General features: G+C 69.5%; 9 protein-coding genes. 4 read left to right on the forward strand and 5 right to left on the reverse strand.

Annotated features, from left to right (window positions below; translation table 11 throughout):
• Nucleotides 1-287: 287 nt before the first annotated feature.
• The 3 genes from FB465_RS31910 to FB465_RS31920 all read left to right on the forward strand — a co-directional run bounded on the left by FB465_RS31910 (nt 288) and on the right by FB465_RS31920 (nt 8053).
• Entirely contained in the window at nt 288-3098 is a 2811-nt protein-coding gene (locus tag FB465_RS31910; RefSeq protein WP_145796186.1) for a DNRLRE domain-containing protein, read from the forward strand.
• Nucleotides 3099-3164: 66 nt separating this feature from the next.
• Nucleotides 3165-6062: a glycosyl hydrolase family 95 catalytic domain-containing protein gene (locus FB465_RS31915; protein WP_145796189.1), complete on the forward strand. Its 2898-nt coding sequence runs from the start codon at nt 3165-3167 to the stop codon at nt 6060-6062.
• 239 nt (nt 6063-6301) lie between these two features.
• The gene (locus tag FB465_RS31920) at nt 6302-8053 is read left to right on the forward strand and encodes a glycoside hydrolase family 35 protein (RefSeq protein WP_145796191.1); all 1752 of its coding nucleotides are present in this window, start codon (nt 6302-6304) and stop codon (nt 8051-8053) included.
• A 357-nt stretch (nt 8054-8410) separates the two neighbouring features.
• Here the strand turns inward: FB465_RS31920 and FB465_RS31930 are convergent, their stop codons facing one another.
• Nucleotides 8411-10558, reverse strand: a complete 2148-nt coding sequence (locus FB465_RS31930; RefSeq protein WP_145796193.1) for an alpha-galactosidase — start codon at nt 10556-10558, stop codon at nt 8411-8413.
• 750 nt (nt 10559-11308) lie between these two features.
• Between FB465_RS31930 and FB465_RS31935 the strand changes: the two genes are divergently transcribed.
• A complete protein-coding gene (locus tag FB465_RS31935; RefSeq protein WP_145796195.1) occupies nt 11309-12733 on the forward strand; it encodes a non-reducing end alpha-L-arabinofuranosidase family hydrolase in 1425 nt (474 codons plus the stop codon).
• A gap of 108 nt (nt 12734-12841) precedes the next feature.
• On the opposite strand, the gene FB465_RS31940 is transcribed toward FB465_RS31935, so the two are convergent.
• The 4 genes from FB465_RS31940 to FB465_RS31955 all read right to left on the reverse strand — a co-directional run bounded on the left by FB465_RS31940 (nt 12842) and on the right by FB465_RS31955 (nt 21930).
• Nucleotides 12842-14620, reverse strand: a complete 1779-nt coding sequence (locus FB465_RS31940; RefSeq protein ID WP_281292366.1) for an alpha-L-fucosidase — start codon at nt 14618-14620, stop codon at nt 12842-12844.
• 195 nt (nt 14621-14815) lie between these two features.
• Nucleotides 14816-18007, reverse strand: a complete 3192-nt coding sequence (locus FB465_RS31945; RefSeq protein WP_145796197.1) for an RICIN domain-containing protein — start codon at nt 18005-18007, stop codon at nt 14816-14818.
• Nucleotides 18008-18264: 257 nt separating this feature from the next.
• Nucleotides 18265-20118, reverse strand: coding sequence for an RICIN domain-containing protein (locus tag FB465_RS31950; protein WP_246192984.1), 1854 nt, complete (start codon nt 20116-20118; stop codon nt 18265-18267).
• A 75-nt stretch (nt 20119-20193) separates the two neighbouring features.
• Nucleotides 20194-21930, reverse strand: coding sequence for an amylo-alpha-1,6-glucosidase (locus FB465_RS31955; protein ID WP_145796198.1), 1737 nt, complete (start codon nt 21928-21930; stop codon nt 20194-20196).
• Between the last annotated feature and the right edge of the window lie 62 nt (nt 21931-21992).

The following is a 21992-nucleotide window of genomic DNA, read 5'->3' on the forward strand; positions in this document are numbered from 1 at the left end:
CCGGAATCGCGCGAACCGTTGACGGCACTGGAAACGCCTCGTTAACATCCCGGCCACGCCGGTCTCGTGGATCGGTCAACGCAGCGAGGCTGCCCCTCGCCTGCCGCACGACACCGTCACCCGTCATCGCACAGAGCTCTCGCGCCCGATGCACCGTGTGGTCCGCTCCAACGCGCAACCCTGACCGGACGTCCTCCGGCTGCGGCACCGCGCACACTCCTCGCCGCCTCCAGCAGACGGCAGGTGCCTGCACAGACCAGAAGGTCTCGTCCTGAGGAGGGACAGGCATGATCCGACCGGCCGGCGGAAACGCCGATTCGAACCCCGCCCCCGCAGGAGGCGCCTCGCGTCTCAAGCGCCTCAGCGCCACCATGGCCGCCGCCACCTTGGCGGCGGCCGGCCTCGCGGTCACCGTTCCCGTCTCCGCATCCGCCGCGACCGTCACGGTCCACGGCTACGCGCCCTCGGGCGTCGGGGCCGGCACGACGACATCCCCGGACGTGGCGTCCACCAAGTACCAGGTACAGGTCGCCGGCACACCCGTCGACGCCGTCCAGTACACCCAGAACGGCCACAACTTCGACATCGCGCGTTTCGCGTCGAGCTCGCGCACGCCGGCGATCACGATCACCTTGCCGAGCACCACGATCACCACGGTGAACGTCTACCCGGCGCGCTACTACCCGTCCGCCAGCGTCTCGGTGAGCAGCGACAAGCACACGCTCACGTTCCAGATGTCCGCCGCCGCAGGGCTGAACGAAGCGATCGTGATGGTCAACGGGGACTCGACCAACGCCGCGGGCCAGCCCTACCTGGCGGTTGTCAACGACCCGCTCGAGGACGCCTCCCAGCACCCGGACATCACGCCCGCCCCCGACGGTTCGGGCGTCAACCTGCAGACCGGCGTCCTCGATTTCCAGCAGTTCGCCACCGCCTACCTCGCGGCGCACCCCAACAGCGCGGCCCAGACGCCCCCGGCCGCGGCGACCAGTTCGATGGCGGGCCGGACCGTCGGCGGCACCACCGTCCCCGCGGGCCAGCAGACCTCGGCCGGCAGCCTGGTGAGCGCGAGCAGCGTCAACGTGCGCTACCCGAAGGTGCGGGTGATGGCCGCCGACGACGTCACGTACGCCCTGCAGGCCGCCATCGACACCATCAAAGCCAACCCCACGGCGCTCAACACGCTCTACTTCCCGAACGGCACGTACGTCTGGTCCGGTCTCCTGGTCAACGGTCTGGACGGCAGCAGGCTCAAGGGCGGCAAGCTGAAGATCTACACCGACGAAGGGGCCCTGCTGAAGAACCGCGTCCAGGCGTACATGGAGGCGTTCGAGCCGGCGATCGGGATCATCAACTCGAACAACATCGAAATCGACGGCCGCGGCGTCTTCGACGGCAACGGCGTGGCGAACTACAACGCCTTCAGCAGCGGTGACTCGCACGACGCCTACCGCAGCCAGCACCAGGGCGGCGTCATGGTCATGCACTCGTCGGACATCACGTTCAACGACACCTACGAGCGCAACGCGAAGCAGTGGAACTATGAGACCCACAGCGCCAACAGGGTGACGTTCAACAACATCAAGGCCCTCACCCCGTACCGCCAGCCGTGGATCGACGGGACGGACTTCGCGAGCGGCCAGGACATCACCGCCAACGGCGTCTTCACCCTCGGCAACGACGACGCGTTCGCCTCCGGCCACTACAACCCCAGCGACGGATTCACCCCGCTGGCCTCCGGCGTGTGGAACAACTTCCAGCTCGGCACCTCCAGCGCCGACGTCCAGGGCTATGCCAACGCGGTAGGCGCCCACGACACCGTCGCCGACGAGCTCGGGTTCGACAACTACCACTGGGACAACGAGGACTCGAAGAACATCTCGGTCAGCAACACGCTGAACTGGTCCGTCGGTGCCGGCAACTCGATCCGCATCGGATGGAATTCCTACGGATACCGGCTCAACAACTACACGTTCGACAACTTCAACTCCGTGGCGGCGCCGGCCGGCGGCATCTTCACGCAGAACAGCCCCAAACCGTACCCGCGCATCTCGAGCATCGTGGTGAAGAACAGCTCGTTCGACACCTCCCGGTACACGTCGGGACCGATCAGGCTCAACGGCGGCAACGGATCCACCCAGACCATCACCGCCGACGACCAGGCGACCTACGGGCTTGCCCCCAACCCCGACGGGTCGGGCGCCACGTACACGTATCCCAAGACCCCGATCAGCACCCTCAGCCTCGACAACGTGTGGTTCTCGCAGCAGAAGACGAACAGCAGCACGCTGAACGGCGCCACGAACGTAACGCTGAACAACCTCCAGGTCGCAGGCCAGCCCGTCGAATACAGCAGCCAGTTCCCGCTGGCGCCGAGCGGGATCGGCACGCTGACCACCACCTACACGGACGCGAACGGCCAGACCCAGAACGTCAAGCCCGGCGCCCTCACCAACGGCGACACCTGGGTGGGCGCGTGGACCGGCGACCAGACCAAGAACAACTCCTCGGACCTGACCCTCATCACCCGCAACACCGGGGTCGGCCTGATGGGCGAGCAGTACACCACAGGATCCGGAGACGGAAAGCTCTCCTATATCCAGTTCCCCCTCAGCAGCCTCACCAGGGCACCCAGCCAGGCGACGCTCCATCTCACCTACGTCGGCCACCGCTATTCGTCGGTGCCGTCGACCGACACCGACCAGCTGCTCGTCCAGCCCGTCAGCGACACCGCCTGCACCGGCGGCGGCACGTCCTGCCCGGTCTCCACGACGACCTGGCAGAACCGGCCGAGCTTCACCGCCACGACCTCCTCCGTCGCCAGGTCGGCCACCTTCACCCTGGGTTCGACCCTCATCCCCGAGGGCGGCGGGACCCACCAGGGCAACGTCATCGACGGCCGCGACATCACCGTCGACATCACCTCCTTCGTCCAGAACGCCTACGCGGCCAAGCAGTCCACGCTCCTGCTCGCCGTCTGCAACGCGGGGGGCACCAACCACGAGCTGCGCTTCGTCAGCTCCGAAGGTGCCACCGGCTCCGGAAAGCTCACCAATGGGACCGCCGAGATGGCGCCCGGGGTGACCGTGACCCCGTAGACGCTCGAGGCCGGTCCGTCCCCACGGTGCCCAGTTGTGCTCACCGTCCGACAACGGAGTCCACCCATGCCACTGCCCGACCTTCCGCTCAACCGTCGGCGTTTCCTCACCACGGCCGCCCTCGCCGCCGCCGCCGCGACCCTGCCCGGCTTCGTCTTCGCCGCCCGGGCCTCCGCGGCCGTACCGCCCCAGGTCACGCTCCCGGACCGCGGTATCTGGGACAACGCCACCGCCTCCGCCTGGACCGACGGGTTCCTGAGCGGCAACGGCGAGTACGGGGCCGTCTACTACGGGGCGCCCACGCTCGAGAAGATGATCTTCAATCATCACCGGTTCGTGCTGCCCAACGGCAGCCGGAGCGTCATGCCCCCCGTGATCTCGCCGTATCTCGAGACCGCCCGGGACCAGGCGCTGGCCGGCGACTACTCCGGTGCCTCCTCCACGTTCGCCCACGGCTGGGGCCTGCGCTGGACCCAGACCTTCCACCCCGGCTACGAACTCCAGCTCAGCACCCCGGGCATGACCACCGTCAACGACTTCGCCCGCATCACCGACTTCCGCACCGGCGAGATCACCCACACCTGGACCGACCAGTACGGCACCTGGCAGCGCCACGTCTTCGTCTCCCGCGCCGACCAGGTCATCGTCCACGAGCTGCTGCCCGCCACCGGCCGCACCGTGGACACCACCATCAGCGTCAACACCGCTCTTACGGGCGTGCCGACCAAAGTGTCCTTCTCCACCACTGCCACCGTCACCAGCGGCGACGGTTACCTGAACCTGCGCGGCACGTACCCCTCCGGCGGTGCCTACGGCTACGAGGGCGTCACCCGCGTCGTGGTCTCCGGCAGCGGCTCCTCCGTCACCGCCGACGGGCAGACCCTGGTGGTCGCCAAGGCCACCAAGGTGCTGCTGCTGACCAAACTCGGCCGGTACGAGACCTCCACCGGCTGGAACAGCCAGCCCCTGCAGACCGCCCTCGCCGCGCTGACGGCCGACTACGCCACCCTCCTGGGCCGACATGCCCCGAAGCACCAGGCCATGTACGACCGCTCCAGCATCGACCTGAACGTCTCCGCCGCCGACCGCCGGCTGGCCACCAGCGACCTCATAGCCCGCCAGAACAGCAACGCGTCCGCCATCGACGTCGCACTGCTGGAGCGGATGTACGACTCCGGCCGCTATCTCTTCATCAGTTCCAGTGGTGTTCTGCCACCACGCCTGACCGGCATCTGGACGGGCACCTGGAACGGCTCCTGGGCCGACGACTTCACCACCGACGCCAACATCAACCTGCAGGTCGCCGGCGGCAACATCCTCGACCTCACCGATGCCATGCAGGGCTACTTCGACCTCATCCTCGGCCAGCTCGCCCACTGGCGCGACAACGCCACCAACCTCTACGGCGCCCGCGGCTTCCTCGCCCCGACCCGGACCGACTGCGAGTACGGGCACATGCTGCACTTCAACAACACCAGCTTCCCCGGCGAGGCCTGGACCGGCGGCGCCGACTGGCTGCTCTACCCGCTTCTGGAGTACTACCAGGTCACCGGCGACAGCGCCTTCCTGAAGAACAAGCTCGGCCCGGCCCTGATGGAACTGGCCCTGTTCTACGAGGACTTCCTCACCCGCACCGACTCCAGCGGCAAGGCCGTCTTCGTCCCCTCCTACTCCATGGAGAACAGCCCGGCCAACACCCGCCAGGCGTTCTCCATCAACGCCACCGGCGACATCATGGCCGGCCGGCACGCGCTCCAGGCCGCGATCGACGCGGCCAACACCCTCGGCCTGGAGCAGGGCAGCGGCCAGGGCGTGCAACGCTGGACCGCCCTGCTCGCCAAGCTGCCCGACTACACCGTCAACAGCGACGGGGCGCTCGCCGAGTGGTCCTGGCCCGGCCTGACCGACAACTACAACCACCGGCACGTCCAGCACATGTACGGCGCCTGGCCGCTGCACGAGATCAACCCCGAGGAGAAGCCCGAGCTGGTCAAGTACGCGGCCAAGGCGCTGGACAAGCGAGTCGACCCGAATTATGCCGCCCATGGCAGCCTCCACCGGGCGCTGGCCCGCGCCCGCCTGAAGGACGGCCCCGGCGTCTACGGCAACCTGCTGAAGATCTACGGCAAGAACATGGTGTGGCGGTCCCTGATGACCTCCCACAACCCGGACCTGACCACCTACAACTGCGACGCCGCCAACACCATCCCCGCCGTCCTCGGCGAAGCACTCGTCTACACCCGCCCAGGCGTCCTGGAGATCCTCCCCGCCCTCCCCGACCAGCTCACGAAGGGCGCCATCAACGGCGTCCGCGGCCGCAACCGCATCGCCATCCAGTCGCTGTCCTGGGACACGGCGGCCCGCACGGCCACCGTCACGCTCACCTCCGACATCGACCAGAAGATCACCTTCATCTGCCGGCGCGGCATCGCATCCATCACCACCGGCGCGACGGTCACCACGTCGTCGCTGGGCAACCACGCCCGCACCGTGTCGCTGACCGCAGGAACGAGCACCACGATCACGATCGGCCTGCTGACCGGCCCCTTCAAGCTGGTCAACCGCAAGAGCGGCAAGGTCCTGGACGTCTCCGGCTCCTCCACCTCCGACGGCGGGCCCGTCATCCAGAACACGTGGTCCGGCGGCGCCAACCAGCAGTGGAAGCTGCTCCCCGACTACGACGGGTCCTACCGCCTGTCCAACGTCAACAGCGGCAAGGTGCTCGACGTCCCGGGCGGCTCCACCAGCAACGGCACAGCCCTGGACCAGGGGTCGGACACCAACGGCACCAACCAGTGGTGGAAGCTCGTTCCGGCGGCCACCAGCGGCTACTACCGCCTCGTCAACATCAAGAGCGGACTGTGCGCAGACGTGCAGAGCGGATCCACCGCCGACGGCGCCAAGGTCATCCAGTGGCCCGCCAACGGCGGCTCCAACCAGGAATGGCAGCCAGTGGGGCTGTGACGGCCCTGGACGCTCGGGTTCGACCCTCATCCCCGGGGGCGGCGGGACCCACCAGGGCAGCGCCATCGACGGCCGCGACATCACCGCCGACACGGCGCCCGCGCTGACCGTGACCCCGTAGACCACCGCAGCCCCACCGAAAACACGACGACCGCGGCACGCGGCGAGGCCGGTTCACCCGGATGCCCTCCGGGGGAACCGGCCCCTCGCTGCGGCCACCCTCCCTCAGGAGCACCACCATGTCCGTCCTGCAGATCGAGGGCGACGACTTCACCCTCGACGGCGAGCCGTTCCGGATCATCTCCGGCGGCCTGCACTACTTCCGCGTCCACCCGCAGCAGTGGGCCGACCGCCTGCGCAAGGCCCGACAGATGGGCCTGAACACCGTCGAGACGTACGTCCCCTGGAACCTCCACCAGCCCCGACCGGACGTCTTCCGGCTCGATGCCGGGCTGGACCTCCCGGCCTTCCTCGACCTGGCCGCCGCCGAGAACCTCCACGTCCTGCTGCGCCCCGGCCCGTACATTTGCGCCGAGTGGGAGGGCGGCGGCCTGCCGTCCTGGCTCCTCGCCGAACCCGACATCCGGCTGCGCAGCCAGGACCCGGTGTACCTCGCCGCCGTGGAAACCTACTTCCAGCAGTTGCTCCCGCCGCTGCTGGACCGGCTGGCCACTCGCGGCGGGCCGGTCCTCGCGGTGCAGGTGGAGAACGAGTTCGGCGCCTACAGTGACGACACCGCCCACCTCGCCCACCTCGCCGAACTGCTGCGCAGCCTTGGCGTCGACGTTCCGCTGTTCACCTGCGACCAGCCCGCCGACCTCGCCCGCGGCAGCCTGCCCGGTGTCCTGGCCACCGCCAACTTCGGCAGCCGCGCCCGCCAGGGCCTGGCCGCGCTGCGCGCCCACCAGCCCAGCGGCCCGCTCATGTGCACCGAATTCTGGATCGGCTGGTTCGACCGCTGGGGCGGCCACCACGTCGTCCGCGAACCGGACGCCGCCGCCCGGGAGTTGGACGAGCTGCTGGCCACCGGCGCCTCCGTCAACCTCTACATGTTCCACGGCGGCACCAGCTTCGGCTTCACCAACGGCGCCAACGACAAACACACTTTCCGCCCCACCGTCGGCTCGTACGACTACGACTCCCCGCTCGACGAGGCCGGCGACCCGACCCCGAAGTACCACGCCCTCCGCGACGTCATCGGCAAGTACGCCCCGGTCCCGGCCGAGCCGGTACCGGCCCCCGCGCCGAAGCTCCCCGCGGCCAGGGTGACGCTCACCGACACCGCACCGCTGTTCACCGGCCTGCCTGCACTCGGCAGCGCAGTGAAGTCCGAACACCCGCTCACCATGGAGCAGTTGCGGCAGGACTTCGGCTACGTCCTCTACGAGGCGACCCTGCCGACCGCCGGCCCCGCGCTTCTGGAACTGGACGACGTCCGCGACCGGGCTCAGGTCTTCGTCGACGAACAGCCCATCGGCGTGCTCGAACGGGAGAACCACGAGCGGGCCATCGTGTTCACCGCCCCCGCGGCCGGCAGCGTGCTGCGCGTCCTGGTGGAGAACCAGGGCCGCGTGAACTACGGCCAAGGAATGCACGACCGCAAGGGCCTGCTCGGCCCCGTCCGGCTCAACGGCGCCGAACTGACGGGCTGGGCCAACCGCCCGCTGCCCCTGACCGACCTCAGCGGCCTCGCCTTCGCACCCGCCGAGGGGCCCGCCGTCGGGCCGGTCTTCCACCGGGGCACCTTCGACATCGAGGAACCGGCCGACACCTTCGTCCACCTGCCCGGTTGGACCAAGGGCAACGTCTGGATCAACGGCTTCCACCTCGGCCGCCACTGGTCCCGTGGCCCCCAGCGCTCCCTGTACGTACCCGGCCCCGTCCTGCGCCCGGGGCCGAACGAGATCACCGTGCTCGAACTGCATACCACGAGCCTCGACCGCACAGTAGAGCTGCGCAAGCAGCCCGACCTCGGCCCCACCGAGGAATGACCGACCATCCGTGAACAGCCGGGCGGCGGGGACATCGTCCCCGCCGCCCGGCTCGCCTCCACCCCGGCCGACCTGGCCGCCGAGCTCGGTCGCGCCCTCACCGTCGACAACCCGGCGCTGCGCGCAGGGGGACAACGCCTTGCGGCTCAGCACAGCTGGGCTGGTGTCACTGTCGGGTGGACACGGAAGAGGCGGCGGCCGATGGCCTGGTTGGATTTTGGCGATGACTGCCGGGTCCATGGCGGTCCCGCCGGCCGCGACGCGTTCCAGCGCGGAGAAGAACTGGTCGGAGTCGAGGGGTGTGAGGGGCAGGGGCAGGGGCAGGGGCAGGCACGGGTGCGGGGCGCCCTGCGGGGTTCACGACGTTCGAGCGGCCGGGGGTTGCGCCTGGGCTTCGACCACCAGCGCGTGGCCGGGGCGGTTGGCCGTGTCCGGTGCGGCCAGGCCGACCTGGGCCAGGTACCGGCCGGTCACGGTGAGGGCGGTCGCCCGCTTCGCCCAGGCGGGCCAGGTGTGCTCGGGGGAGGAGAGCTCGGGGCGCACCCGCAGGGAGTAGCGGGTGTCGGGCTCCAGACCCGGGAGGCGTACGGGCGCGCCGTTCTCGGCGACGGAGGTGTCCAGCTGGACGTAGGCGAAGACGGCGTGGGCCCGGTCCCGGGAGACGACGCCGTGGACCCAGGCGGCCGGGTCGGGGTGGTCGGTGCGGACGACGTCGCCGCCGTGGAGCAGCGGCCGCAGTTGCTTGTAGGCGCCGACCCACGAGGTGAGCGCGTTCAGGTCGTCCTTCGACCAGGTCGAGATGTCCGATTCGATACCGGCGTGCCCGAACAGGGCGGTGGCGCAGCGGAAGGCGAGTGCGGTGTCGCGGTGGCTGATGTGGGCGGGGGCGGAGCCGACGTGGGAGCCGATCAGCTCGAGCGGCAGGAGCAGGCCGGTCCAGCGCTGGATGGCCTGGCGTTCGATCGGGTCGATGTTGTCCGATCCCCAGATCCGGTCGGTGCGCTCGAGGATGCCGAGGTCGGCGCGGGCGCCGCCGGAGGAGCAGGACTCGATCTCCAGACCGGGATGGCGGGCGCGCAGTTCGTCCAGGAGCCGGTAGACCGCCGTCGTCTGCGCGTGCACGCCGGGCCGGCCGTCGTGGACGGCGTCGGCGAGGTCGCGGTTGTGGTCCCACTTGATGTAGTCGATGCCCACGTCCCCGACCAGGGTGCTGATCCGCTCCAGCAGGTAGGCGTAGGCGTCGGGGTGCGCGACGTCCAGGACGTGCTGGCTGCGCTGCTCGAACGGGAGGCGTTCGGGGTCGGCGAGGAACCAGCCCGGGTGGGCGCGGGCCAGGTCGGAGTCGGGGTTGACCATCTCGGGCTCGAACCAGAGGCCGAACTGCATGCCCAGCCCGTGGACGTGGTCGGCGAACGGGCGGAGTCCGTCGGGCCACACCGTCTCGTCGGCGTACCAGTCACCCAGGCCGGCCCGGTCGTGGCGGCGGTGCCGGAACCAGCCGTCGTCCACGACGAACCGTTCCACGCCGACCTCCGCCGCGGTCCGGGCGAAGGCGCTCAACCGCTCGGGGTCGTGGTCGAAGTAGACCGCCTCCCAGATGTTCAGGGTGACCGGCCGGGCCGTGGTCGGGTGCTGCGGCCGGGCCCGGAGCATGTCGTGGAATCCTCGGCTGATCCCGTCCAGACCCGTGCAGGATGCCGCGAAGTACACCCACGGGGTTCGGTAGGACTCGCCCTCCTTCAGCCGGATCTCACCCGCGTCCAGCAGTTCGCCGCCGCCGAGGACCGTCGTCCCGTCGGCCAGCCGCTCCGCGTACTGGACGTGATTGCCGCTCCAGGCGGGATGGACGGCCCAGACCTCGCCGTGCCGGAAGCCGAAGCCTTCGGTGCCCGCGAGCAGCAGCCCGGCGTCGAAGCCGGTCCGGCCGCGGCGGCTCTCCCTCGACCGGATGCCCTGCCGCAGCGGCGAGCGCTGCGGGGAGCGTTCACGGGCCCAGCGGCCGGCGAAGTCCAGTAGTTCCGCGGCGTGGGCGGGGACCGGCAGCATGCACGTCAGCACGTCCAGGGTGTAGGTGTCGGTCGCCGTGTTGGTCAGGGTGTGGCGCAGCCGTACCACGCTCTGCTCCGTCATCTCCAACTCGGTGTCCAGCGCGAGCCCCGCACCAGGGTCCGACGCCCGCACGCGGACGGTGCCGCCCCGGCCGTCCTCGGCGTCTACGGCGACCGGTTCGGCGAGCTCGAAGCGCGGGGGGCGGACCCGGCCTTCGCGGTGCCCGGCCAGAGCCGGGCGTCCGAACCAGCCCCAGCCCCGCCCCTGGGAGGGCATCAGGCTCCCGGCCTGGTGGCGCGAGGTTCGGCCCATGGCGTCGAGCACCTGTGCGGCGTCGCCGGCGCGGAAGCCGGGATCGACGCCCCAGTGCAGCACCCGGGGCAGTTCGGGTCCGGTGGTGTCGAGCGCGAGGGCCGCGTCACCGGCCGACAGCACGACGAGGTTCGCCTCAGTCATTTCGTCCTCGTTCGGGGGTGGTCCTGGTCCGGTGCCCGGCGAAGGCCGAGCCGCACCCCGTGGCAGCACGGCAGCCACCGGACGCGAGGGCGATACGGTCACCGCAGGGGTCAACGGGCCGTCAGGCCCTGGGCCCCGCTGGGTTCCGTCAATAGTCCCGTCGGCGCTCTCACAGCCGCCGACGGAGCGCACTCCTAGAGATAGCACGTCCGCCCTCGCGCTGAACATTCTGTGGCCGGGATCGGGCAGTGTCGTGATGGCGGGCCCCGGATCTGCATTCCGCGTCGGATCGCCGACCAGTCAGCTGCCCCGTTCCACGGGTGACTTGGGCAAGTGCCCGCCCACGCCGAGGCCACCGCGGATCGCCGGGGTCCGGGCGTGCCACCCCCGGCCAGGAAAGTCGCTGCAGCCATCTTGACGTGCCTTGCCGGGCGGGTATTGACTCCGCTCACACCCGGAAAGTCATCTCCCTCCCACCAGGAGCATTCACTCTCGGCCTAAATTGTGAGCGTTAACATTCCGGCGCGGCGGACGAGAGTGGAGTGGGACACCACCGAGCCGTCCCAGGGCAACGTCAACTTCGGCGCCGGCGGCCCGCGGTCCTCTTCCTGACCCCACTCTCCGGCTTCGCCGCGCCTGGCGTTCGACGTTCGGACCGCCGAACCCGACGCCGTCGAGGCGCGCCTCAACGTCACCCGCCCCACCGGCATCACCGGGTGACAGCTCCATCCCATCCCGTAGGAGATATCAATGCACAGGCAAAGTTCCAACCGCAGGCCACTGCCCGTGGTGCTCACCGCCGTGGTTGCGGCCGTGGTGGCGATGGCGGCGGTGCTCGTCGCCAACCCGGCGCACGCCGCCACCACCGGCGCCTTGCGCGGTACGGGTTCCGGCCGCTGTCTCGACGTGCCGAACGCCAGCCAGACCGACGGCACGTTCCTGCAGATCTGGGACTGCTCGGGCGGGACGAACCAGCAGTGGACGTTGACGTCCACCAGCCAGCTGACCGTGTACGGCAACAAGTGCCTGGACGTTCCGGGCCACGCCACCGCGGCCGGGACCAAGGTGGAGATCTGGTCCTGCAACGGCGGCGCGAACCAGCAGTGGCGGGTGAACGCCGACGGCTCGGTGGTCGGTGTGGAGTCCGGGCTGTGCCTGGACGTCTCGGGCGGCGGCACGGCCAACGGCACGGCGGTGCAGCTCTGGAACTGCAGCGGCGCCGGCAACCAGCAGTGGACCGGTCTGTCCGGGACGCCGACCACGTGTGCTCTGCCGTCGACGTACCGGTGGAGCTCGACGGGCGCGCTGGCGCAGCCGGCCAACGGCTGGGCCTCGCTGAAGGACTTCACCGACACCGTCTACAACGGCAAGCACCTGGTCTACGCGACCTACTCCGACGGATCCTCGTGGCATTCGATGGGGTTCTCGCCCTTCACGAACTGGTCGGACATGGGCTCGGCCGCTCAGATCGCCATGCCCTCATCCGCGGTGGCGCCCCAGCTGTTCTACTTCGCGCCCAAGAACACCTGGGTGCTGGCCTCGCTGGGGTGGGGTACCGCCTGGCCCTTCACCTACCGCACGTCCAGCGACCCGACCAACCCCAACGGCTGGTCCGCGCCGCAGCCGCTGTTCACCGGTAGCCTCCCCACGGGCGGCCCGATCGACCCGACCCTGATCGCCGACGACCAGAACATGTACCTGTTCTTCGCCGGTGACAACGGCAGCATCTACAAGTCGACCATGCCGATCGGGAACTTCCCGGGCAGCTTCGGTTCCTCGTACACGACGGTCATGAGTGACACGGTGAAGAACCTGTTCGAAGCGCCGCAGGTCTACAAGGTCCAGGGCCAGAACCAGTACCTCATGATCGTCGAGGCGCGCGGCGCGGCCGAGAACCGCTACTTCCGCTCGTTCACCGCCACCAGCCTGAACGGTCCGTGGACCGCGCAGGCCGCCACCGAGGCCAACCCGTTCGCTGGCAAGGCCAACAGCGGCGCCACCTGGACCAACGACATCAGCCACGGTGACCTCGTCCGCAACAACCCCGACCAGACCATGACCGTCGACCCCTGCAACCTGCAGATGCTCTACCAGGGCCTGTCCCCCAACATCCCGTCGGGCACCTCGTACATCCAGCTGCCGTACCGACCGGGCCTGCTCACCCTGCAGCGCTGACCCGGCCGGTCGCACGGTGATCGCACTCCTGGAGGCATGAGCGCGGGCCCGGTTCTCACGAGGTCGTGAGAGCCGGGCCCGCGCGTCATGAACCGCCCGGCCGGCGGCCTATTGTGCGATGAAGGACCACTGCAGGTTGGCACTGCCGTTCCAGCCCCACTGCTTGGTGACGGAGCCGGAGGCGACCTGGCCGCCGCCGTCCAGGACCAGACCCGTGGTGCGGTTGGCGATGCTGTACAGGCCGTTGCCACGGTTGGTGATCTGCCACTGCTGGTTGTTGCCGCCGTTCCAGGGAGCTTGCTGCGCGGGTGCCCCGTTGGAGGTGGAGCCCCAGCCGTCGGCGACCATGCCGTTGGTGCGGTTGACCAGCTTGTAGTATCCGTTGCCGAGGTCGACGGCCTGCCACTGGAGGTTGGGGCTGCCGTCCCAGGTCCACTGCTTGAGGTTGCTGCCCGAGGCGACGTTGCCGCCGCTGTCCAGGGCCAGGCCGTCGGTGACGTTGCTGATCCGGAAGTAGGTGGCCGGATTGAAGATCACCTTCAGCGACGTGATGGCGTCGTTGTTGCCCGTGCTGCGCAGGTCGGAGTTGTCCGCGCTGAAGGTCCACGCCGTCCCGGTGAAGTTGTCGCCGGAGTAGCCGATCAGCTGGTAGCCCGCCGGCACCCGCACGGAGGAGATGGTCCGCGCCGCCAGACCCGCGCTCTGCAACTGGCCGGCCGTGTAGCCGCCCAGCACCAGGCCGGCCGCCGTGCCCGCGTAGGAGACGTCGCTGTACGCGGTGACCACGCCGGTGCCCCCGGGCTGGAGGACGGGGATCTGACCGGAGAAGGTGAACTTCAGCACGTAGGCGAGGGCACTGAACGGGGCCGAGGACGACGGCAGGGTGATGTGCAGGCCGTCGCTCGCCTGGGTCGGGGTGGGCAGGCTGGTGTACGTGCCCGCGGTCGGATTCAGCAACTGGACCGACGTCAGGGAGCGGAGGTCGATGCGGCCGCTCGCCAGGGTGCTGATGGTCGTGGAACTCCCGGGCCAGCCCAGGACCGTGGCGTACAGGACGGTGCTGTCCTTGCTGCGGGTGAACCGGAAGTCCGTGTTCGTGCCCGCTACGGGGGTGGTGAAGGAGCCGCCTCCCATCTTGGTCGGCCCCTCCCCGTAGACCGTCCAGGCCCGGGTGGCGTACAGGGACTCGCCGAACCGGTGGAGGTGGTCGCCGATGCCCAGCAGGACGTCCTTCTGGCCCTGGGGGATCGTCCCGTCCGCCATCGGAGCGATGTTGAGCAGCATGTTGCCGTTCTTGCTGATCCGGTCGATCAGCGCGTGCAGCATCTGCTGGGTGGAGTAGTAGCCGATGCCGACGGTGTAGCACCAGCTGGAGCTGGAGATGCTGTCGTCGGTCAGCCAGTACGGGTTGGCGATGTCGCCCGGGCCGCCGCGTTCGTAGTCGAAGACCTCGCCGAGGCTGTCGTAACCGTCCTTGTACGTGGCCACGACCTCCCGGCCCCAGCCCAGGGCCTGGTTGTAGTAGTACGACAGGAAGTTCAGGCGCTGCGCCTCGTCCACCTGGGAGAGGTCGAAGTCCTCCCACGGGATGTCCGGTTGGGCCAGGTCGATGACCTCCTTGAGCTTGTCGTACCAGAGCTGGTTCTCGGCCGTGGTGCCCAACTGGCCGAAGAGCTTTCGGAGGCTGGCGGTCGGCTGCGTCGGCGCGTGGTCGTAGTAGCCGTTGAAATTGTAGGCGTGGTGCATCGCCACCAGCAGCTTCAGGCCCTTGCCCCGGATCGCGTCGCGGAAGATCTGCAGGAGGTTCAGCTTCGGTCCCCGCTGCACCGAGTTCCACTCGTTGACCGTGCTGTTCCACATCGAGAAGCCGTCGTGGTGCTCCGCCACCGGCCGAAGTAGCAGCTGGCCCTGGAGATGATCGACGAGCTCGCAGCGTGGAAGCTCGCCCCTCCGGTCGTGGTCGCCGACGCCGGCTGCGGACAAGGGCAGCGAGCACCGGTCGGCGCACTCCAGCGCACGGACACCCGGCCCCCGGCCCCCGGCTCCGCCAGGGGCCGGGGGCCGGGTGTCAGGCGCGGGACGTCATGCCTTCCCGGTCAGGCGCCAGATCTGGTTCTTCTTGGTGGCCAGGGCGCTTGCCGGGTCGCAGGTCCACTGGTGGACGAGGGCGCCGGGTGCGGTGGAGATGGTGCTGACGTCGACGCACTTGCCGCTGTGGACGGCGACCAGCTGGTAGTCGTGGCTGTTGCCGAGCGCGGTCACCGGACTCAGCGTGAACCGCTGGTTATTGGCGCCGGTGCAGGTCCACTGCTGGACGGCGGCGCCGTCGGCCGTCGAGATACGGCTGACGTCCAGGCACTTGCCGCTGGCGTGGTTGACGACGGTGTAGGTGTCGGGCGTGCCGGCGACGGGGTGGAAGTCGAAGATCTGCTCCTGGCCGCTTGTGCAGGTGTTCTGCCGGTACTGGGTGCCGTTGGCGGTGGACTGGGAGGGGTCCTCCAGGCAGAGCTGGCTGTGCTGGGCGACGGCCGTGGAGGAGAAGCCGGACGATACGCCGATGTGCAGGCTCGCGGGTGCGAAGGAGACCTGGTCGAGGTGGGGCGCCGAGCTGGAGCGCATGGGCTGTCCGATGTCGCTGCCGCCGCCGGAGTAGACGACGCCGATGGTGGTGCCGTCCCAGTTGTAGAGCTGCGAGGCGGTGAACTTGACGGTGTTGGCGCCCTTGGCGAGTGTGACGGGGACGGTGTAGTTCTGGAATTGGTTCCAGTGCAGGGTGCTGGCGAAGTTGACGCGGGTGGCGGTGCCGCCGTTGACGCTGACGTCGGCGTGCTCGGCGTACAGGTCGGGGTTGTAGTGGTTGGAGGGCAGCTCCTCGGCGTTGGCGTAGCGCATGGTCATGGCGTAGGTGCCGGCCGAGGGGGCGTTGACGTCGAGGGTGAGGGAGTTGGCGCTTCCGTTGCCGATGCCGGTGACGACGCCGCCGTTGGCCTGGCTGTAGGTGGTGTTGACGGCCGCGGTGCCGGTGAGGGTGCCGTTCTCGGCCTGGTAGGTGACGACGTTGCCGGTGGTGACCGGGTCGGTGATGCTGAACGGGGTGACGGCCAGGTCGTCCAGGGCGAGGGTGCCGCTGGTGCCGGTCACCCTGACCTTGTTGATGCCGCTGTTCAGGTAGACCCGGTTGGTGGAGGTGGACCAGGTGCCGGTCGAGGCGCCGGAGAGGGTCTGGTCGGTCAGGGTCCTGCCGTTGACGGTGAGGGCAGCCTGGCCGGTGTTGCGGTAGCGGGCCGTCAGGTCCGCGTATCCGTCCCGCGCGGAGTAGACCCAGAACGTCGCGGACTTGCCGGCGGTGAGGTTCACCGCGCCCGCGCCGGACTGGCCCTGGGAGGTGTAGGTGACGGTGCCGCTGTCGGAGAGGTTGGCCTGCTCGGCCTCGTAGAGCGTGGTGCCCTGGACGGCGGCGTCCTGGTACCGGAGGTCGATCTTGTCGACGAGGGCGTCGCCGACGGTCGCCGCGCCGTTGTCGCCGGCGGTGGCCAGGGTGATGGTGTGGCTGCCCGCGGTGAGGTGCACGACGGTGTCACTGTGGCCCCACACGACCCACTGGAAGCCGACCGGTATGTCGATCCTGGTCGAGGCGCCGCCGTCGACCCGCGCGTACACGTTCGTCGGGCCCTTGACGTCGGCGTCCTTGGCGTAGCTGTTGCCGAACACCGCCAGGTTGTAGTCGCCGGTGGTGGGGACGGAGACGGGGAAGGCGATCACCGTGCTGGAGCCGGTGCGCAGGCCGCCGACGTCCTTGGTGCCGGAGGTGGCGAACTTGCTGATGTTGCCGGTGGTGCCCTCGGTATTGACGTTGTAGCCGGTGCCGCTGAGCGTGGCGTTCTCGGCCTCGTACGTGGCCGACCAGGTGTTGTCGGAGGCGGTGGCGCTGCCGGTGCCGCCCGGGGAGACGATCACCTGGTACGCGGACATCGCGTCGAGGGTGATGGGGACGGTGATCGAGCCGTCGGAGCCCACGGTCACGTCGGCGTCGGAGAGCCGGGTCGGGGTGGCCGCCGCGCCGATGTAGCCGCTGGAGCGGTCCTGGAACACGCTGACGTGCACGGTGCTGCCGAAGACCGCGGGGTCGATGTTCTTGATGACCGTGTCGGAGGTGCCGCTGGTGCCGCCGCCGGCGAGGATGACGCGCGCCTGCTTCTTGGCCGTGTCCAAGCTGGCCAGGCCCTGGAGGGTGTACGCGGCGTTGGCCCCGGTGCTGGTGACCTTGACTGTGTTGCCGCCCTTCATCGAGCTGTACCAGTTGTACAGCCACCACTGGGCGTTGGGGGTGTTCTGGGCGGCGGCGGAGTCGCCGAGGTTGCCGTTGATGTTCCAGTACGGCAGGTTGCCGTCGACCTTCTCGTCCTCGATGCCCGCGATCCACTGGACCATCTGGCCGGGGTCGGTCAGGTGGTAGCGGTGGGCGTACTCGTTGAGGTTGACCGGGATCGGGGAGGTGATCCCCGCGGCGGTCTCCACCGCGCGGTAGGCGTCGACGGTGCTGCGGACGCCCGCCGGGCTGCCCAGGGTGTGCCAGGTCACCACGTCGGGCAGGCAGTTGTTGGCCTTGCAGAACTTGAGGAAGCCACTGAGGGAGAAGTCGGTGTAGCCGGCGGTGTTGGGCCCTGCCAGCCGCGCCTGGGGCCAGATGCCCTTGACGAAGTTGTAGGTCTGGAGCCACTCGGCGTTGAAGTTGGCCAGCGCCGTCGCGTTGGTGCCCATGCCCCTGAACCAGTTCACGTCGGGCTCGTTGTAGGGGACGAAGACGATGTGGCTCGCGTACGGGCTGGCCATCGCCTGCTCGACCTGCGTCTTCATGGCCGCCTGGTAGGCCGAGTAGCTGGCCCGTTCGTAGTTGGCGCGGTACACGTCCGTCATGTAGATGAAGACGTCCCCGCCGCCGCTGTCCACGAAGGGCTTCGCGATCTCCAGGGCGTCCGAGCCGGGATGCTGCTGGCCGTCCTGGTACTTGGTGTTGGTGGTCTTCAGCCCCATCCCCTCGATGAGGTTGTCGGTCGGCAGGTCCTGGCCGTACAGGCCGTACAGCGCCCCGGAGGCGCCGCCGCGGAAGGACCCGGTAGTGGTGCCCAGGTCGACGGTGAGGGTGGCGGTGGCCGCGGCCGCCGGCGTTGCCGTCACGGTGGTGACACCGGCGATGACGACCAGCGGGAGCAGCGTCGTGGCGACGCCGTGGAGGCGTCTCGCGGTCGAGAGTCTTTGCCCGATTCTTGGCATGTCCTTGCGTCCCTTCAGGGGTAGGACTGGTTGTTGCTGCGCCGGCCCCCGTGCCGGACGGGTGGGGGGTGTCGCTCGCGGTTCAGGCGACGGCCATGGCGTCCGCGCGCTGGTGGTGGGCGCGGGCGAAGAGGAGGTAGTTGCTGACGGGCCGACAGAATCTCCGGCGCCGAGCCAGAACTCCGTCCGGCGCCGTCAGCCCGGACGGTCCGAGCGGGGGCTCCCTACGGTGCTGGGAGTCCCCGCTCGGGGACGGCTCAGCCCATGCCCTGGAGGCGCCAGATCTGGTTCTTCTTCCAGTTCAGGTTGCTCGCCGGGTCGCAGGTCCACTGGTGGACGAGGGCGCCGGGTGCGGTCGAGATCCCGCTGACGTCCACGCACTTGCCGCTGTGCACCGCGACCAGCTGGTAGTCCTTGCTGTTGCCGAGCGCGGTGACGGGGTTGAGGGTGAACATCTGGTTCGTGCCGCCGCTGCAGGTCCACTGGATGACGGCTGCGCCGTCGGCCGTGGAAGCGCCCGAGACGTCAAGGCACTTACCGCTGTACTCGTTGACCACCGTGAAGGTGTTCGCGCGGCCGGCGACCGGCTTGAGGTCGAGCATCTGCTGGTAGCCGCCCTCGCAGGAGTACTGCTGGTACTGCGTGCCGTCGGCGGTGCTGAGGTTGGTGTCGTCCAGGCACTGACCGCTGTGCTGCACCTCCGCGACCGTGGAGACGGTGGTGTTGGACGGTGGCAGCAGGGTGACGGTGTAGCCGTCCGCGGCGTCCGTCCACGGCACGTTCACCGAGGCCGAGTTGTTGCTCACCGTCAGGGTCTGGTCGGAGACCGTCACCGGCCCCGTCACGGCGCCGCCGCTGTTGTTCGGTATGCGCTGGACGATCGCGCGCACCCGGCTGTTCTCCACCACCGAGGTGGTGTCGAGGCGGCTGAGGTTGACGGTGACGTTGCCGGTGTTGCCGTTGCTGCCCAGCAGGATCTTCGCGTTGCGCGCGGTGTTGTCCTTGGTCGCCAGCCCGTCGGTGTTGGTACCGGGCGTGAGGTTGACGATGTTTCCGGTCTGGGAGCCGTAGTACCGGTAGAGGAACCACTCACCCTTCGGCAGGTACTGACCGGAGCTGTTCTTGGTGAGCAGGTCGGCCGCGTAGTCGTGCAGGCTGGGGCCCCCTCCCCAGTTGGAGCGCAGGCCGTCGGCGCCGGCCCGCTCCAGGCGGCTGATGAACCAGCCGCCGCCACCGGGGTTCTGCTGCTCGCGCCCGGCGTACTCGTTGATCTGGTACGGGCGGGTGTTGGTCAGGCCCGCGGCGGCGAGGATCGCGTTGGCGTTGCCGACGGCCTGGACGGGGTCGTGCGGGATGGCGTGCCAGCTGTAGATGTCGGGGGCGACGTTGTTGGCCTTGACGTGGTTCAGGTAGGTGGTCCACCAGGTGTTGGAGGAGTTGGGCGCGTTGGCCACGCTGGGGCCGACGATGAGCTGCCCGGGGACGTTGGCCCGTACGGCGGCGTAGAACCGCGACCACATCTGCAGGTACTGGCTCTGGGACCGGCCCCAGAAGCCGCTGAGGTCCGGCTCGTTCCACAGGTCCCACTCCACCGTCATGTTGTTGGCCTTGACGTCGGAGATGAGCTGGCTGACGAAGCTGTCGAACTTGGTCCAGTCGCCGTTGTCACCGGGGAAGGGCTGGGTGGTGGTGCCGTCGGCGCCCCACAGGTCGTGCGGCAGGATGACGAACGTGCCGCCGAGGGCGACGGTGCGCCTGTACTGGGCGAGCGTGGCGTTCCAGCGGGTCTGGTAGTCGGCGAGGCTGGTGGCGTAGCCGCCGCCGTTGAGCTGCGCGCCGCCGGCCCGCTCGAAGTGCCACTTGATGTCCTTGAAGAAGTGATCCGGCGGCAGCGACCCGTTGGGAGTCAGCCCGTAGATCATGCCCGAGGCGCGGTAGTTGGGGGCGCCTCCGGCGGTGGAGAAGTCGACGGCGACCGAGGTGTCGGCGGCCGGTGACGGCGCGGCGGACACCAGGTTCGCGGCCAGTGCGGCCAGCATGACGGCGACGGTCGAGGCCGCTCGTCGTCCGGTGCGGGTCGTCGGCCTGGGAGGGGTGGCGGGTGACCTCATGGTGCGGCTCCTCTGGGTGGGAGTGCGGTGAAGGTGCCGGGACCGGAGCGATCCCGGAGCTGCGGAGGCAGCCGGTCAGCGGCTGTCGCGGTGTGCGTGTGCCTCGGCGAGGAGGAGGTAGCTGCTGGCGGTCCAGGTGTAGGCGCGGTCACGCAGGCCTTCGCCGGTGAGGGCGTCGAAGTTCTCGGCGAAGCCGGAGTTCTCGCACAGGGAGCGGAAGCGGGCGCTGATCTCGTCGGCCAGGTCGACGTGCCCGGCGCGGCGCAGGCCGTCCTCGATCAGGACGGTGGCGGGTGCCCAGATGGGTCCGCGCCAGTAGCCGTCGGGCTGGTAGTGGGGTGAGTCGGGCCGCTCGGTGGCCAGCCCGTGGGCGGTCAGGTGGGTCTCGATGCGGGCGGCCAGCCGGGTGCTGATCCCGGCGGGCAGGTGCTCGCCGAGGACGACGGGCATCAGGTCCAGCAGGCTCAGGCTGGTGGTGCCCGCGCCGGTGTGGGGGGACCGGGCCTGGAAGCATTCGCCCGTCCACAGGTCCTGGATCACGGCGGCCTGGAGGGCTTGTGCCGAGTGCGCCCAGCCGGCGGCTTCGTCGGCGCGGTCGAGCTCGGTGGCCAGATCGGCGAGTTCGCGCAGTTGCAGGATCAGGAAGGCGGCGAGATCGGCGGTGATCCGCACGCGCCCGGGGTCGAAGGCGGTGGAGTTGTCCCAGCCGCTGTCGTTGCCGTGCTGGTAGTGCGGAAGCGTCTGTCCGGGTGCGCGCCTGGAGTCGAGCCAGAACCTGCTCCACCGTGCCAGGCGGTGGTACGCCTCGGTGAGTTCGGTCCGGCTCAGCGGGCGCGGCAGGCGCCGTCGCAGGTGGCGCAGGGCCCAGCCGTGGATGGGGGGCTTGACGAAGTTGTAGAGGATCTCGGAGTGGGTCACGGAGTCGGGCAGTGCGCCGCTCCCGTCCTGGTGGTCGAACATGATCTGGAACTGGTCCCAGGCCAACTCCGGGGCTCCGGGGGCCAGGGCGAGAGCGTTGAAGCAGTGGTCCCAGCTCCAGACCTTGTCCATCCAGTGCTTGGACATCAGGACGGCAGGGCGCTCGAGGAACCCGGCCGGTCCCACCGTCGCGGACCACAGTACGTAGGCGGCCAGTTCGGCGGCCGGGGTGTCCGGAGTGCGCCAGGGGGTGACCGCGTCGGCGAACTCGGTGAACGTCCGGTCGGCCCGGTCCGCCGTCTTCTCGTGGGTGTCCGACGGTGCGTAGGGCGGCCGGGCGCTGTCGAGCTCCTCGACGGCCGCTTCCCACGAGCCGGTGTTGTCGCCGGTCAGGGTCAGCCCGCGGTCGGCGGCGCCGAGCGATTCCACACCGCGGACGTCCGCTTCCTGCCCGGCCAGCACGGTGACGCGGTAGCGCCTGCCGGTCTCGTAGGAGGTGAACACGTAGGAGCCGTCGAGCGGGTCGTGGATGAAGTACGTGCCGCTGAACGGCGTGAGCCGTTCGGCCGCGGCGCAGATCCGCAGGCTCAGACCGGTACCGCGCAGCCGCAGGGTGTCCGCGGACTGGTAGGTCAGTTCGATCTGCCCGCCCTGCCCGGCCCAGGTCAGCCGCCCCGGGGTGGCGTTCCAGTGCGTCTCGACCCGTTCGCCGCCCGCCCCCCGGACGGGGACCAGGCGCAGCACGGGGTGCATGCCGCCCTGGTGGGAGACCAGGTGCAGGTCCTGGGCGCGGACGTGCTCGGAGGTCACGGGTGAGATGTTGAACCAGGAGCCGTGGCTGCTGAACGGAATCTCGCGGATGTTGAAGGCCGGGCCGGTCGGGGCGTCGGTCATCGCAGGGCGCTCGTTTCTGGTGCGGGGCGTGCTCTGCCGACCTCGTGGCGGCCGCGGTACGC

This window comes from Kitasatospora atroaurantiaca (assembly GCF_007828955.1).
GTDB classification, from domain to species: domain Bacteria; phylum Actinomycetota; class Actinomycetes; order Streptomycetales; family Streptomycetaceae; genus Kitasatospora; species Kitasatospora atroaurantiaca.

What these genes read in the sequence shown, in the direction of transcription:
- FB465_RS31910 (WP_145796186.1), top strand. Translation starts at nt 288, where the DNA reads ATGATCCGACCGGCCGGCGGAAACGCCGATTCGAACCCCGCCCCCGCA.
- FB465_RS31915 (WP_145796189.1), top strand. Translation starts at nt 3,165, where the DNA reads ATGCCACTGCCCGACCTTCCGCTCAACCGTCGGCGTTTCCTCACCACG.
- FB465_RS31920 (WP_145796191.1), top strand. Translation starts at nt 6,302, where the DNA reads ATGTCCGTCCTGCAGATCGAGGGCGACGACTTCACCCTCGACGGCGAG.
- FB465_RS31930 (WP_145796193.1), bottom strand. Translation starts at nt 10,558, where the DNA reads ATGACTGAGGCGAACCTCGTCGTGCTGTCGGCCGGTGACGCGGCCCTC.
- FB465_RS31935 (WP_145796195.1), top strand. Translation starts at nt 11,309, where the DNA reads ATGCACAGGCAAAGTTCCAACCGCAGGCCACTGCCCGTGGTGCTCACC.
- FB465_RS31945 (WP_145796197.1), bottom strand. Translation starts at nt 18,007, where the DNA reads ATGCCAAGAATCGGGCAAAGACTCTCGACCGCGAGACGCCTCCACGGC.
- FB465_RS31950 (WP_246192984.1), bottom strand. Translation starts at nt 20,118, where the DNA reads ATGAGGTCACCCGCCACCCCTCCCAGGCCGACGACCCGCACCGGACGA.
- FB465_RS31955 (WP_145796198.1), bottom strand. Translation starts at nt 21,930, where the DNA reads ATGACCGACGCCCCGACCGGCCCGGCCTTCAACATCCGCGAGATTCCG.